We start from the raw sequence: 14,563 nt of genomic DNA on the forward strand, positions 1-14,563 counted from the left end.
ACCTCTTAGCGCCGATGGTAGTGTGGAGTTTCTCCATGTGAGAGTAGGTCATCGTCAGGCTTTTATTCGAAACCCCGATCTGGAAACAGGTCGGGGTTTTTTTATGGTCCTTGGTTTATACACTTAATCCCAGAATCCCAGAATCCCAGAATCCCGGAATCCCAGAATCCCAGCACTTCAGTATCCCCGCGTTGAACTACTGTGGGGGGTGTCCACGGAAGGTACCATCGCCACTTACCAAGGATTAGAACAAGTACTGTAGAAGTGATTGGAGTGCTGCTGCGGTGTATGTAGACCGCTTGGTATCAGCACCCTATAGGGAGGTGTGGCTATGGACGCTGGGAATAATGCCGACAGAAGCAAAGGGCGTGGGGTAGGGTGTCACAGAGATGTGGGCGCTAAAGACGATACGGTTTGATGACTTAGGGGCCTACACCAGGCCCCGCGTTCTTTTTCCTGTCAGTAAAGTTTTGGCTCTCCTTCGGGGCGGTGCTTGAACCGACGGTGTTGCCACAGGTTCTGCTCCGGATGTTGGCGGATAAAGTCTTCAATAAGCTGGTTTACCCGCAGGGTATCTCCCTCAAGATCCCCTGAGGGAAAGTGCTTCAGGGGCGGGCAAAACTCAAGTACGTAGTGGCCATTTTCATCGCGATAGTAGTGAATCATGGCGGCGGATGCTCCCGTTTGCTGTGCGTAATCTGAAGTGACCGGGATGGTCGCTGCGGGTATGCCAAAAAAAGGAACCCAGATGCTCCGCTTTCTGCCCATATCCTGGTCTGGAAGTATGATTCCGACCTCTCCCTGACGGACGAAGTTGAGCATCGCTTTAACTTGTTTTCTTGGAATGAAACGGCCTAGTGTCCTACGGCGCATAACGCCCGTCAGGTATTCGTAAAGCGGGTTATCATGAACTCGGTAAAGGATGTTATACGCCACCCCAGAGACGCCCGCTAAGCGTGCGATTGCCTCGACACAGGTCATATGCACACCAAATAAAATGACCCCTTGTCCGCTCTCAAGAAGTGGCCTGATGTGCTCTTCATATCCTGATACCCGGCTTATGCGCTGTAGGCGCTTCAGGCTACACCACCAGATAAGGCCTGGCTCCAGTAGCGCAAAGCCAAGTGCCTCATAGTTTTTCAGAATAAGTTGTTTTTGTTCTGCTTCATTGAGCTCTGGAAAACAGAGCCTGATGTTGGTTTCTGTTATCCGCAGCCGGCTCCCACCGATGCGGTAGAAAAGGCGCCCTATTTTTTTGCCTAGCCAGATCAATACCGGTAGTGGAAGCCGTCCGACAATAAACAGAAGGGTAAAGAGCAGCCAAACTCCCCAGTATTGGGGCAATAGAAATCGCCACTGGAAGCGATAGCTGTGGAGGTAGTCTTGGGTTGTTGTACTGTTGTTCGTTACCACTCAAAGGGCCTCTTGGTCATGGGGGGCGTTTGACCTTGGCGGCTGTTTCAGTTTTCGCCAGGGCCAACGTAATTGATCTATAGTATCAAGAAACCTTGGGTTTAGCCGTTAACCCCTGACGGGCTTGTATACAGCTTTATCTAAGGGGATCGAGGATCTACGATGAGTATTAAAGCGAGAATATTACTTTTAACCACTGTACCTTTGCTGCTGATTACGCTGATCGTGATGGTGGTGACCAGCTGGCGTTTGCAGTTGCTCGAAACGCACGAGGTGGAAAGCTTTCGGTCGGAGATCATGGCCAGTAAACAGGTCGAGTTGAAAAATTACATGGATATGACGCTTACCGCCATCAAGCCCTACTATGAGGCGGATGATGAGGAGGGGGCCAAGGAGGTGATCCGGCGATTAAGGTTCGCAGAGGACCAGTCCGGTTATATTTTTGGCTACAACTATGACGGTATCAATGTGGTTATGGGCCCCAACCCCAGTCTTGAGGGTAAAGACCTATCAAACCTCAAAGACGCCAATGGACAGTATCTGATTAAAGACCTGATTGCGATTGCCAAGCGGGGTGGGGATTTCTATACCTATCTGTGGCCAAAGCCCGGTAGTGAGGAGACAGAGCCTAAATTGAGCTATGCAATTGGGCTCGATAAGTGGAAATGGATGCTGGGCACTGGCTTCTATATTGGTGATGTAGAGCGGCTGGTTGCACAGCAGCGTGCCAATTTTGAGGCCAGCCTGAAAACCACCCTTGGCTGGCTATTTGGGGCGGCTCTTATAACGGCTCTTCTTGTTATCGCGGTCAGTCTCATCATGGTGCGGCAGACCGTCGCAAAGATCACCGCTTCGGTCCAGGTGATGGAGGATATAGCCGAGGGGGATGGAGACCTCACCCGCCGGCTGAGCGTCGATGGCAATACGGAGATGGATAAGCTAGCCGGTGCGTTCAACCGATTTGCCGACAAGATACACGATATCATGTGCCAGGTGACGGATGTGACCGAGCAGCTTTCGACGGCCTCCAATGAGATCAGTTCACAGAGTCGGCAGCAAAGTGACGCTATGGCCTCACAGCACGCCGAAGTTGAGCAGGTGGCAACGGCCATGAACGAGATGAGCGCCACCGCACAGGAGGTCGCCTCAAGTGCCAGTGAGGGAGCCGGTGCTGCCAACCAGGCGCATCAGGAGTCGGTCGCAGGGCAGCAGGTGCTGAATGCTACCATCTCCTCCATTCGCTCACTCGATGAGCTCCTCGATGAGGCCGCCGGTGTGATCAAGACCCTTGAAACCGAGACCGAGAACATCGGTTCGGTACTGGGCGTGATCGGTGGGATAGCCGAGCAGACCAACCTGCTGGCACTTAACGCGGCTATCGAGGCGGCCCGTGCCGGTGAACAGGGTAGAGGCTTTGCTGTGGTGGCCGATGAGGTGCGAACCTTGGCCAGTCGCACACAGGACAGTACTGCTGAGATTCAGGAGATGATCAACCGCTTGCAGCAGGAGGCTGCGCGTGCGGTGACCGTCATGACTGCCAGTCGAGAGCAGAGTAACAAGTCGGTTGAACAGGCGATCCAGGCAGGCGAGTCTTTGCAGTCGATAGTTGATTCCATCAACACCATTAACGATATGACCACCCAGATCGCCAGTGCCGCTGAGGAGCAGACAGCGGTTGCCGATGAGATCAATGGGAATGTTACCCGTATCTCCGATATCAGCAGCCAGACTACCGCCGGGTTGGAGGAGACTGCCAGCGGGGCCGTCACTATTCGTAGTTTGGGTTCCACCTTGCAGTCCCTCGTCAGCCAGTTCAAGGTGAAACGTTCGTAGGGCCTGCGGCCATGGGAGGAGAGGAGCGTGGCCCTAAAACGGAGATTGGCCACCTTAAAAATGGCTTGGCTATTCTGGGTGACGGGTGCACTGTTTGCCCAGTCTGGTCAAGCTGAGGTTTACCGTTGTGTCGATGCGGATGGGGTACGCTATGCGGACCAGCCCTGCGGGCCCAATGCTGAAGCGTTGATTCTTCCCCAGATTCAGGCGAGTGATCCGGTTTCTCCTCCGGCCTACACTACCGGTGTAGCTCCTCGGCGCGACCCTCCAGAGCGGGTCAATCGGCCCACCAGAGCTCCGGAGCGGCCCGATTACTGTCCCGATGTTCATGAGATTACCACTGCGATTCGGCTGGGCAGGATAAAACTCTGCATGACCAAAGAGCAGGTGTTGGCCGCCAATCGACGTTCGGAGCCTTCACGACAGAGTTACTGGAATGATCAGGGTGACCTGTTCGAACTTTGGTACTACGGGGCTCGACCGGAGGACTGGCCCCGCGAGATACGCTTTAAAAATGGGGTGGTTAGAAGTTTTGGAGAGTTCTGACCACCCGCAAATCAGCCCGATAGGCGGCTAGCGCGATCTGTTATCCGCGAGCTGCGTCAGTTGCCGATCCTTTTCTTCCCATAAACCGTTCACCCACAATTGGAACTGTTCTCGATAGGCCTCGTCGTTGAGGTAGTCACCGCCGCGAAACTTCTGCGGTATCGGTTGCTGATCCACCCGGACAACGACATGATTTACCCTGCCGCAAAGGAAGTCCCAGTAGGTCGGGCGTCGGGCTTCGGGGCTGTCTGCGTAAAAAATGGTCACATTGAGCAGTGTGTCGAGTTGTTCACCCATGGCTCCGAGGACAAACCCGATGCCGCCAGCTTTGGGCCGCAGCAGGTGCTTGAATGGGGACTGTTGTTTGCTGTGCTTGGCCGGAGTGAAGCGAGTGCCTTCTAGAAAGTTAAATACAGCGACCGGTGTGTGTTTGAACTTCTCACAGGCTTTTCTTGTTGTTTCCAGATCCTGGCCACGTTTTTCCGGATGTTTTAGCAGGTACTCCTTGGTGTAGCGTTTCATAAAAGGGAAATCCAGCGCCCACCAGGCGAGACCGATCACGGGCACCCAGATCAGTTGCTGCTTGAGAAAAAATTTCAACATTGGGATACGGCGATTCAGCAGATGCTGCAATATCGTGATATCGGCCCAGGACTGGTGGTTGCTCGTCACCAGGTACCATGAGCCATTGTTCAGGCTCGTGGGCATTTCAACGTCCCACTGCATGCGTTGGGTGAGGTGCATCCAGCCGCTGTTGATGCTGATCCAGAGTTCGGCGATCAATATACCTGCTCGAGTACAGAGAACTCGCCAGGGTGCGATAGGGACCAGTAATTTCAATAGGGCAACACTGATTAGCAAGGGGACCAACATCAGGGTATTGGTAACCAGAATCAGTGCAGCGATAAGGCCGCGCAGGGATGAGGGCAAGAAAGACAGCATAATGATCCGTTTAATCGTCGTGTTTGTTGTGATTTTGCGGTGTCGTTAGTCCTTGCCCTGCTCTGCCTGAACGGCGGTAAGGGCAATGGTGTAGACGATATCATCAACCAGTGCGCCGCGGGAGAGGTCGTTAACGGGTTTTCGTAGTCCCTGCAGCATGGGGCCCACGCTAATAACATCGGCGCTTCGTTGTACGGCTTTGTAGGTGGTGTTGCCTGTGTTGAGATCGGGAAAGATAAACACCGTGGCGCGGCCCGCAACGGGACTGTTAGGGGCTTTACTGCGTGCAACACTTTCAATAGCGGCAGCATCGTATTGCAGTGGCCCGTCGATGAGCAGGTCGGGGCGTTTGCTGCGGGCCAGTTCCGTCGCCTTGCGCACCTTTTCAACATCGACCCCGGTACCCGAGGTGCCTGTGCTGTAGCTAATCATTGCAACACGGGGAGGGATGCCAAAGGCTTCGGCGGAATCGGCACTTTGTACCGCGATGTCCGCCAGCTCCTCCGCGCTGGGGTCCGGGTTGACCGCGCAATCTCCGTAGACCAGTACCTGGTCGGGCAACAACATAAAAAATATCGAGGATACAATTTTTGTATCCGGCCGTGTTTTTATCAACTGGAACGCAGGGCGAATCGTGTTGGCAGTGGTGTGCACGGCACCTGATACCAGCCCGTCGACCTCATCGAGAGCCAGCATCATGGTGCCCAGCACTACATTATCCTCGAGCTGGGATTCCGCCATCGGGGCGTTCAGTCCCTTGTTTTTGCGGAGCTCCACCATCGACTCAATGTAGTTACCGCGCACGCTGTCCGGATCCATTATGACCAGATCCTCGGGCAGAGTGAGTCCGCAGCCTTCTGCGACCCTGTGGATCTCCTCCTCTTTGCCGAGCAGGATGCAGTGGGCAATGCCCCGATGGTGGCAGATGGCTGCCGCCTGAATGGTTCGTGGTTCGTTGCCTTCGGGGAGTACGATGCGCTTTTTCGCCTGATGGGCCTTCTGTACCAGCAGGTAACGGAAGGCAGGCGGTGAAAGGCGCGGTTCACTGCTAAGCCCGCAGCGCTCCTTTAGCCATTCGGCGTTGATACACGAAGCCACCGAGTCCATCACTTTTTCAATGCGCTCTTCATCGTCTACAGGCACTTCGGTGTTCATTCGATCAAGCTTGGTGGCGGTGTTATAGGAGTTGGTCTCGATCAGCATCACCGGCAGGCCGCTGCTTTGCACCGCTTTTTTGCACAGGTCCATAATTGAGTCAGCAGGCATGATGCCGTTGGTCAGCAGTAGGCCCGCCAGGGGAACACCGTTGAGCGACGCTAGCGAGGCCGCGAGAATAATGTCATCGCGATCACCCGGGGTAATAATTAGAGCTCCGGGTTTGAGCAGATGAGTGATGTTGGCGGCTGTGCGTGCACAGAGAACACGGGAGGTTACTCGTCGCTGCGCGATATCGCCTTGGTAAATAACCCGTGCATTAAGTAGCTGTGCGACATCCTTGGTTCGTGGCGAGGAGAGCGAGTCATCCCAGGGAATGTAGCCGATAGGCAGCACGGGCTTTTTGCGAAAAGCATCCAGCTTACGGATTTCACCGGGCTTGCCTGGAGCGTGATAATCAAAGGCTTCCCGGGACATTTTGTTGATGATGTAGCCCAAGACGCGTTTTTTGCTAACGCCGCCAAAGCTATCGCTGATGATCTCAAGTTTGTCGGCCACCATGTCGAGAGAATCCTCGTTGGAGGCGGACACCAGGATTACCTCTGCCCCCAGTGTCTTGGCAATATCGGCATTGAGTCGGGTAACGTAGGGTGCCTGGCGAGTCGGAACCAGGCCTTCAACGATGACGACATCTGCATCGCCTGCACTTTGCTGGAACAGGCCAACGATCTGCTCCATCAAAATATCCCGTTTGTGGTCACCCAGCAGGTCCTCGACCCGCTCCAGAGTAATAGGGTTGGGAGGGTTGAGCCCCATCACCTGATGGATTAACAGTGTTGACCGTTCAGGTCCGGAGTCCGAGGCGTGTTGTTGGGCGATGGGTTTGCAAAAAGCGACTCGCAACCCCACATTGTCCAGCGCCCGCACAAGGCCCAGTGATACCGAGGTCAAACCCACACCGAAACTGGTGGGTGCAATAAAGAAAGTATGCATGGAGATTGGGTTCCCTGTGATCTCGATTAGTGTCTAACGGCAGGCTTGCCTGTGGGTGGATTCGTCACCAGATCGTACGTGTCGCGGGCGATCATCAGCTCTTCGTTGGTGTTGATGACAAACACCGCCGGAGAGTCACTATCATCGCTGATACGACCGCCGTGTTCGCTGCCGTTGTTGTGGTTACGCTCGGTATTGAGTCTGACGCCAAGAATCGATAGTCGCTCGCAGGTCGCTTGACGGATGCGAGATGAGTTTTCGCCGATGCCCCCGGTAAATACCAACCCATCAAGGCGCCCCAAACTGGTGGCTAAACCAGCCAGCTGCCGGGCGAGCATGAATACGTAGATATTGATGGCCAGGCGCGCGCGCTCGTGCCCCTCGGCTTCGGCCTGTTCAAGGGTACGCATATCGTTGCTAAGGCCTGAGATACCCAGCAGACCACTCTCTTTGTTGAGCATGCGTGATGTTTGTTGCAGCGTATAGCCACACTCACTGGCCAAAAAATCGTATAAATTGGGGTCTACGTTGCCGCTGCGGGTTCCCATCACCAGCCCCTCCAGAGGGGTCAGCCCCATGGTGGTGTCCACGCTTGCGCCGTTGCGGATAGCGGCGGCGCTGCTGCCGTTACCCAGGTGGGCGCAAAGCAGTGCGTTATTGCCCTGTGGTAACGCCATGCGCTGGATCGCTTGCTGGCTCACGTAGCGGTAGCTGGTGCCGTGAAAGCCATAGCGTCGCACGGCGTGTTGCTGGTAAAGCTCGTAGGGGATCGCGTAAAGGTACGCTTCGGCGGGCATGCTTTGGTGGAACGAGGTGTCAAACACCGCGACATGGGGGCGCCCAGGGAAGTGCTGTCTGGCCACCTCGATACCGACCAGATTGGCGGGGTTGTGCAGCGGTGCCAGGCGCTGGCAATCGCGGATGGCGTCGACCACATGTTGGTCAATAAGGGTCGAAGCCTTGAACGCCTCGCCACCATGCACAACCCGGTGGCCGATGGCCCCGATGCTATCCTCTAGATCCAGCTTCCTGAGCAGGCTGACGATATGGGCGCAGGCTTGTTGGTGATCTGCGTCGGGGAGTGTTTGTGTGTGCTGATTCCCGTCGAGGGTATAGCGAATTGACGGTTGGCTATCCCCAAGCCGTTCGGCAAGGCCGCTGATCTTCTGTTGGCCCGAGGCTGGGTCTATCAGGGCAAACTTCAGCGAGGAGCTACCGCAGTTCAAAACCAGTACGTTGTGTTGAGTCATAGTGTCCGCTGTGAGTGGTGCCGGTCGAGTCATTATATATCGTATTCGAGCCATGGCTCTGCAATCGATGCTCGGTTCTGGCTGCAATGCCCGGAGCTTCGCGCAGCTATCTGTTGATTTAGGTCGCCCATCGCTGGATGGACTGGCGTTATCGAGAACAGCGGATTATACGGGTTATTTAGCGAATTTCGCGACTCAATCGAACCCAAAATTCTGTTTTTAGCCGTTTTTCTATGGGGTTCTAGTTTGCCAGCAGGGGTTGGAGCACGGGCCAGACACGATCCAGAATCAACGGTTGAGCATCGCTGGTGGGATGAAGCTGATCCGCTTGCATATACTGGGGCTGCTGGACAATGTCGATAAGGAAAAACGGGACCAGCGGAATGTCGTGCTCGTTGGCGATATCCGAGAAACTTTGTTGGAATAGGCGGGTGTAGGTGGCTCCGTAATTGGGCGGTAGCAGCATTTCAAACAGAACCGGGTTGGCTCCGGCCTCCTTGACCCGCTCCACAATGGTCGAGAGGTTGCTACGCATCGTCCTGATATCGCCTCCTCGCAACCCGTCATTGGCTCCCAGCTCAATTAGCACCCATTGCGGGCTGTGACGTTTGAGAGCGGATGGCAAGCGCTGTAGTCCTCCTGCCGAGGTTTCACCGCTGACGCTGGCGTTGACCACATTGATCGCAGAATTTTGTTGTTCAAGTTTCTTTTCCAGTAGACTGACCCAACCCTGGTCTGGTCGAATGCCGTAGGCGGCACTCAGACTATCTCCCAGCACCAGTAGTGTTTCGGCGGAGGCCGAGGCGACGCGGCCCAGGCACAGTAGAAGAATTAATAACCCCATCAGGAGTCTTATGGATAAGTACACTGAATCCTCTCCATCCCCCGCAATTGTTGTCCGGGAGGTGACCAAAGTGGTTTCCACCGCGGCGGGGAGCCTCACCATATTGTCGCCGATTTCATTACAGATCAAGCGCGGTGAGAGTGTAGCGATCGTCGGTGTTTCCGGTTCAGGTAAATCGACTCTGTTGGGGTTGATGGCTGGATTGGACAATCCGAGCAGCGGCACCATCGAGCTGGCGGGTCAGTCCATTAGCGACATGGATGAAGATGATAGGGCCCGTGTGAGGGCCCAGAGTGTTGGGTTTGTATTTCAGACGTTCCAGCTGCTGGGGAGTCTAACGGCGCTGGAGAATGTCATGCTGCCGCTGGAGTTGGCAGGGCGTAACGATGCCGTCGAACAGGCCAGCGCCTTGCTTGACCGGGTCGGGCTAGGGCAACGATTAACTCATTACCCTCGACAACTCTCCGGGGGTGAGCAGCAGCGGGTTGCCATTGCCAGGGCCTTTGCCCTGCGTCCCGCGATTCTCTTTGCCGATGAGCCCACCGGTAACCTCGATAGTACAACCGGTGAGCGCATCATCGAGTTGTTGTTTGAGCTGAACCGTGAGCAGGGGGCCACGTTGATCCTGGTGACCCACGACGAACAACTGGCCACGCGGTGTGATCGACGCCTGTCCCTGCAGCAAGGGGCGCTGTATACGGAGCACTTGCAATGAGGAGCTGGTGGCGATTGAGCTGGCGCTTGCTGTTACGGGACGCCCGCGCGGGTGAACTGACCCTGTTGTTGCTGGCGTTGGTGATCGCGGTCGCGTCCACATCGGCGATCGGTTTTTTCACCGACAGGGTGCAACGCACCATGGGTCAGCAGGCCACTGAGTTGCTCGGTGCAGATCTGGTTATTGGCAGCTCACAGGCCATTCCCTCATCCTGGGTAGAGAGAGCCCGTAAAGACGGCTTGTCAGTATCCACCGTCGCCCAGTTTCGCAGTGTTGTGCTGGCCGGGGAGGCGATGCAGCTGGCATCGGTAAAGGCCGTGGCCAGTGGTTATCCTTTACGGGGGCAGTTACGGGTATCCGATAACCTGTTTTCCGGCAGTGAGGCTGCCACGGGCATTCCCGCTCAGGGAGAGGTGTGGCTGGAGCCGCGTCTGTTTGGGTTGCTAGAGCTAGAACCGGGCGGTGTGCTGGAGCTGGGTGTGGCCCAATATAGTGCGAGCAAGGCGCTGGTCTATGAATCGGATCGCGGGGGAGATTTTTACAGCCTCGCGCCGCGCGTACTGATGAACATGGAAGATCTTGAGGCTTCCGGCGTGCTCCAGCCCGGGAGTCGGGTGGAATATCGCCTGTTACTCGCCGGCGACAAAGCGTTGCTGGATGTTTACCTGGAGTGGTTGACGCCGCAAATGAGCAGTAACCAGCAGGTGATTACGCTGCAGCGGGGGCGGCCGGCGGTCAACCGGGCGTTGCAGCGAGCCGAGCGCTATCTGGGCTTGGCCAGTCTGATCGCCGTATTGCTGGCAGGCGTTGCCATCGCAATGGGGGCTCGCCGCTATAGCGAACGTCACTTCGACATGAGTGCCATGTTGCGCTGTATGGGCGCGGGTCAGCGAGACCTGCTGATGATCAGCCTGTTGCAGCTGCTGTGGTTGGGGTTGATTGGCAGTCTGTTGGGGTTGGCGTTGGGCTGGGTACTGCAGGAGGGATTGGTGCAGTTACTGAGGTCCCTGCTGCCGGGACAATTGCCTGCTGTAGGTTTTAAACCGGTGTGGCTGGGTTTGGCGACCGGACTGATTACATTGGCGGGCTTTGCCTTGCCACCGGTGGTTCGTTTACGCAAGGTGCCGCCCCTAAGAGTGCTCAGGCGCGATCTGACACCCATGCCCGCACAGGCTTGGCTGATCTATGGGTCGGCCATCGCAACGCTGATGTTGTTGATGTGGCGCTATACTCGCAGCGCGGAGCTGACTCTGGCCATCGCCGCTGGCGTGGCGGTGGCCGCGTTAATGTTGGGAGTCGTGTTGGCGTTGTTGCTCCGGTTGACGGCTTATCGTCTACGCTCGCGCACGGTCAATGTGGCCCTGCGTTTTGGTCTCAACCATCTGCTGCGCAATACACAGGTGACGGTCAGTCAGGTCATGGCATTCGGGATGACGCTGATGGCGATGGCGATTGTGGTCTTGATCCGCACCGAACTGATCGGGCGCTGGCAGTCAGAATTACCCGTTAACACGCCCAATGTATTCGCGGTCAATATTCTCACCGAGGATGTTTCCGCGTTAGAGCAGTTCCTCGATCAGCGCGAACTGGCCCGCAGCGCTGTTTTCCCTATGGTTCGTGGCCGTCTAACCGCGATCAACGGAGAATCCGCGCTGCAGGTGGTTAGCGAGGAGGGGCGCAGCAGCAATGCATTGCATCGAGAACTTAACCTGACCTGGTCCGATCAATTGCCAGAGACAAACCGACTGGAGAGTGGTGACTGGTGGCCCTCCGGACAGGGAGGAGGGGAGGCTCTGGTATCGGTCGAGGCAGATTTGGCTCAACGGTTGGGGGTTCGTGTGGGTGATCGTCTCGGTTTTAGTATCACCGGGGTCACTCTAGAGGCAAAAGTTGCCAATATACGCAGTGTCCAGTGGGAGTCGTTTAGACCCAATTTCTATATGGTGTTCCCGCCCGGGGTGCTGGAGCAGTTCGCCTCAACCTACATGACCAGCTTTCACCGACCGCTCGACTCACCCATGATTGCACGAGATCTTATACGTGAGTTTCCTTCGATAACCGTGTTGGATCTGGAGGTGGTGATCCAGCAGATACGGGGTATCGTCGATCAGGTTTCGCTGGCGGTGGAGTATGTGTTGCTCTTTGTTCTCTGTGCAGGCTTTACGGTTTTCTTTGCCGCTATGCAGGCGAGTCTCGATGAGCGTTTGCAGGAGGGCGCCCTGATGCGCACCCTGGGGGCTCGAAGCGGCCAGATACGAGCCAGTCATATTAGCGAATTTGTGCTGCTGGGGGCGCTGGCCGGAGCGGTAGCTGCGATGGGAACCGAAACCATAAGCTATCTACTTTATCGTGAGGTATTCAATATTCCCTTTGATTGGCACCCGCTTTACTGGCTGGTGTTGCCGCTGTTTGGCGCTGCGCTGGTGGGTGCTGCAGGCTGGTGGGGTACCCGGCGCGTGGTGACCCAATCGCCTCTTGGAGTATTGCGCGAGCTTTAAAGACGACGGCAGGTTAGGTAGTTTCCACAGCGGGGATGGGACAGATCCGGTGCTATACTCCAAGCCTGTTTCCCGACCCGTTCGCTGACCTGGAGAACCTATGTCTCAATCATTTACTGACCACCTGCAGGGGCAACTAAAGCAGCTTGAGCGCGATGGCCTGTATAAGGATGAGCGTGTGATTATCTCGCAGCAGCAAGCGGATATAGAAGTCAGTGGTGGTGCCCATGTGCTTAACTTTTGTGCCAATAACTATCTGGGCCTGGCGAACGATAGTCGCTTGATTGAGGCGGGTCGTGAAGCCCTTGAGCAGTTCGGTTACGGTATGGCGTCGGTGCGTTTCATTTGCGGTACCCAGCAGGTGCACAAGGACCTCGAAGAGCGTATCGCTCAATTTCTGGGGATGGAGGATTGTATCCTTTACTCCTCCTGCTTCGATGCCAACGGAGGCTTATTCGAAACCCTGTTGGGCCCCGAAGATGCCGTGATCAGCGATGCACTCAACCATGCCAGCATCATCGACGGTGTGCGCCTGTGCAAGGCTCAGCGGTATCGCTACGCCAACAACAATCTGGCAGATCTCGAGCAACAGCTCCAGGCGGCGGATAGCGCAGGTGCACGCTACAAGCTTATTGCCACCGACGGTGTGTTCTCTATGGATGGCATTATCGCTGACCTCAAAGGGATCTGTGACCTAGCCGACCGTTACCACGCTATGGTGATGGTCGATGATTCTCATGCGGTCGGGTTTATCGGTGAAAAGGGGCGCGGAACACCTGAGTACTGCGATGTTATGGGGCGTGTCGATATTATTACCGGCACCCTTGGGAAGGCATTGGGTGGGGCGTCCGGGGGGTATACAGCAGCCAGCAAAGAGGTGGTCGAATGGCTCCGCAATCGATCGCGTCCCTATCTTTTCTCTAACACATTGGCTCCGGTCATCGCATCGGCGTCGATCAAAGTGTTGGACCTGCTGGCCGAGAGTGACTCCCTGCGCGAACAGCTGCGAGACAATAGTGGTTATTTTCGCCAGCAAATGGGGGGCTTGGGTTTTGAACTGGTTCCCGGTGAGCACCCGATCATACCGGTGATGCTGGGAGATGCAGGGCTCGCCAAACGATTTGCCGAAAGGATGCTGGAGGAGGGGGTTTATGTGATTGGCTTTTCCTTCCCCGTGGTGCCTACCGGGAAAGCGCGTATACGTACCCAAATGTCCGCAGCCCACACTCGCGCGCAGATCGATCGTGCCGTAGAGGCGTTTGCAAAAGTGGGTCGCGAACTCGGTGTCATTCAGTAGGAGATTGCCATGAAAACCCTGGCCAAATTAAACCCCGAACAGGGGATCTGGATGGATGACAAACCGCTACCGGTCGTGGGGCACAATGATGTGTTGATCAAGGTGCGCAAGACCGCCATCTGCGGCACTGACATGCACATCTACAACTGGGATGACTGGGCCCAGCAGACCATTCCCCTGGGAATGACGGTCGGTCACGAGTTTATCGGTGAGATCGCCGAGCTGGGTATCGAGGTGGCGGGTCTTGAGATCGGCCAGCGAGTGTCTGGCGAAGGGCACATCACCTGCGGTCATTGTCGTAATTGTCGCGCCGGCTACCGCCACCTGTGCCGCAATACGCAGGGCGTGGGGGTGAATCGTGCCGGTGCCTTTGCTGAATATCTGGTGATTCCTGCGGTGAACGTATTCCCTATTCCCGACGATATCAGCGACGAACTGGCATCAATTTTCGATCCATACGGTAATGCAGCGCATACGGCGCTGTCGTTTAACCTGGTGGGCGAGGATGTGCTCATTACCGGTGCCGGCCCTATCGGCATTATGGCCGCAGCCATTGCCCGTCACGTTGGCGCGCGTCATGTAGTGATTACCGATGTAAACGAGTACCGACTTGAACTGGCGCGCCAAATGGGGGCGACGCGCGCGGTCAATGTCAGTCGTGAAACCCTCGAAGAGGTGATGTCTGAGCTCGGCATGGTCGAGGCTTTTGATGTGGGGCTAGAGATGTCGGGTAATGGTCAGGCCTTTAACCAGATGCTGGAGAACCTCAATCACGGCGGTAAGGTTGCGCTGTTAGGCATCCCGGCAAGCGGCACGGTCATCGACTGGAATCAGGTGATCTTTAAAGGGTTGGTGATGAAGGGTATCTATGGCCGGGAGATGTTTGAGACCTGGTACAAGATGGTGTCGATGCTCCAGTCCGGTCTCGACCTGTCACCGATTATTACCCATCATTTTCCCATTGACCAGTACCAGCAAGGCTTCGATGTGATGGCCAGCGGTCAGTCGGGGAAGGTGATTCTGGACTGGAGCCCGGCCCCCGTGCGGGCGTAACGTCTCCTCCAGCGCCTGCTGCTA

Annotated in this window: 11 protein-coding genes; 6 read left to right on the forward strand and 5 right to left on the reverse strand. The window is 55.9% G+C overall.

Annotation, left to right across the window (positions count from 1 at the left end; translation table 11 throughout):
• Positions 1-459: 459 nt before the first annotated feature.
• Complete coding sequence (locus ACP3PW_RS12425) at positions 460-1,413, reverse strand: lipid A biosynthesis acyltransferase (protein ID WP_426417045.1); 954 nt, start codon at positions 1,411-1,413, stop codon at positions 460-462.
• A 162-nt stretch (positions 1,414-1,575) separates the two neighbouring features.
• On the opposite strand from ACP3PW_RS12425, the gene ACP3PW_RS12430 reads away from it, so the two are divergent.
• Positions 1,576-3,246 carry a methyl-accepting chemotaxis protein gene (locus ACP3PW_RS12430; RefSeq protein WP_426417046.1) on the forward strand — a complete coding sequence of 557 codons (1,671 nt, stop codon included), beginning with the start codon at positions 1,576-1,578 and terminating at the stop codon, positions 3,244-3,246.
• A gap of 27 nt (positions 3,247-3,273) precedes the next feature.
• Positions 3,274-3,792 carry a DUF4124 domain-containing protein gene (locus ACP3PW_RS12435; RefSeq protein WP_426417047.1) on the forward strand — a complete coding sequence of 173 codons (519 nt, stop codon included), beginning with the start codon at positions 3,274-3,276 and terminating at the stop codon, positions 3,790-3,792.
• Between the two features lie 27 nt (positions 3,793-3,819).
• Here ACP3PW_RS12435 and ACP3PW_RS12440 read toward each other — a convergent pair whose 3' ends face one another.
• From ACP3PW_RS12440 to ACP3PW_RS12455, 4 genes are all read right to left on the reverse strand, one after another.
• The gene (locus tag ACP3PW_RS12440; RefSeq protein ID WP_426417048.1) at positions 3,820-4,734 is read right to left on the reverse strand and encodes an acyltransferase; all 915 of its coding nucleotides are present in this window, start codon (positions 4,732-4,734) and stop codon (positions 3,820-3,822) included.
• A gap of 45 nt (positions 4,735-4,779) precedes the next feature.
• The gene (gene pta / locus ACP3PW_RS12445; protein WP_426417049.1) at positions 4,780-6,882 is read right to left on the reverse strand and encodes a phosphate acetyltransferase; all 2,103 of its coding nucleotides are present in this window, start codon (positions 6,880-6,882) and stop codon (positions 4,780-4,782) included.
• Between the two features lie 26 nt (positions 6,883-6,908).
• On the reverse strand, positions 6,909-8,132 hold the full coding sequence (locus ACP3PW_RS12450) for an acetate/propionate family kinase (protein ID WP_426417050.1): 1,224 nt from the start codon (positions 8,130-8,132) through the stop codon (positions 6,909-6,911).
• 241 nt (positions 8,133-8,373) lie between these two features.
• Complete coding sequence (locus ACP3PW_RS12455) at positions 8,374-8,976, reverse strand: arylesterase (RefSeq protein ID WP_426417051.1); 603 nt, start codon at positions 8,974-8,976, stop codon at positions 8,374-8,376.
• Positions 8,977-8,986: 10 nt separating this feature from the next.
• On the opposite strand from ACP3PW_RS12455, the gene ACP3PW_RS12460 reads away from it, so the two are divergent.
• The 4 genes from ACP3PW_RS12460 to tdh all read left to right on the forward strand — a co-directional run bounded on the left by ACP3PW_RS12460 (position 8,987) and on the right by tdh (position 14,539).
• Positions 8,987-9,691 carry an ABC transporter ATP-binding protein gene (locus tag ACP3PW_RS12460; RefSeq protein WP_426417052.1) on the forward strand — a complete coding sequence of 235 codons (705 nt, stop codon included), beginning with the start codon at positions 8,987-8,989 and terminating at the stop codon, positions 9,689-9,691.
• Entirely contained in the window at positions 9,688-12,189 is a 2,502-nt protein-coding gene (locus tag ACP3PW_RS12465; protein WP_426417053.1) for an ABC transporter permease, read from the forward strand. Before ACP3PW_RS12460 ends, ACP3PW_RS12465 begins: the two co-directional genes overlap by 4 nt.
• A 100-nt stretch (positions 12,190-12,289) precedes the next feature.
• Positions 12,290-13,486 carry a glycine C-acetyltransferase gene (locus ACP3PW_RS12470; protein ID WP_426417054.1) on the forward strand — a complete coding sequence of 399 codons (1,197 nt, stop codon included), beginning with the start codon at positions 12,290-12,292 and terminating at the stop codon, positions 13,484-13,486.
• 9 nt (positions 13,487-13,495) lie between these two features.
• Positions 13,496-14,539, forward strand: coding sequence for an L-threonine 3-dehydrogenase (tdh, locus tag ACP3PW_RS12475; RefSeq protein ID WP_426417055.1), 1,044 nt, complete (start codon positions 13,496-13,498; stop codon positions 14,537-14,539).
• Positions 14,540-14,563: the final 24 nt, after the last annotated feature.

The organism is Aestuariirhabdus sp. LZHN29 (assembly GCF_049985285.1).
Classification (GTDB): Bacteria; Pseudomonadota; Gammaproteobacteria; order Pseudomonadales; family Aestuariirhabdaceae; genus Aestuariirhabdus.

Bases quoted from the DNA above. Each gene is read 5' to 3' on its own strand.
- ACP3PW_RS12430 (WP_426417046.1), top strand. From the start codon at position 1,576: ATGAGTATTAAAGCGAGAATATTACTTTTAACCACTGTACCTTTGCTG.
- ACP3PW_RS12440 (WP_426417048.1), bottom strand. From the start codon at position 4,734: ATGCTGTCTTTCTTGCCCTCATCCCTGCGCGGCCTTATCGCTGCACTG.
- pta (WP_426417049.1), bottom strand. From the start codon at position 6,882: ATGCATACTTTCTTTATTGCACCCACCAGTTTCGGTGTGGGTTTGACC.
- ACP3PW_RS12450 (WP_426417050.1), bottom strand. From the start codon at position 8,132: ATGACTCAACACAACGTACTGGTTTTGAACTGCGGTAGCTCCTCGCTG.
- ACP3PW_RS12455 (WP_426417051.1), bottom strand. From the start codon at position 8,976: ATGGGGTTATTAATTCTTCTACTGTGCCTGGGCCGCGTCGCCTCGGCC.
- ACP3PW_RS12460 (WP_426417052.1), top strand. From the start codon at position 8,987: ATGGATAAGTACACTGAATCCTCTCCATCCCCCGCAATTGTTGTCCGG.
- ACP3PW_RS12465 (WP_426417053.1), top strand. From the start codon at position 9,688: ATGAGGAGCTGGTGGCGATTGAGCTGGCGCTTGCTGTTACGGGACGCC.
- ACP3PW_RS12470 (WP_426417054.1), top strand. From the start codon at position 12,290: ATGTCTCAATCATTTACTGACCACCTGCAGGGGCAACTAAAGCAGCTT.
- tdh (WP_426417055.1), top strand. From the start codon at position 13,496: ATGAAAACCCTGGCCAAATTAAACCCCGAACAGGGGATCTGGATGGAT.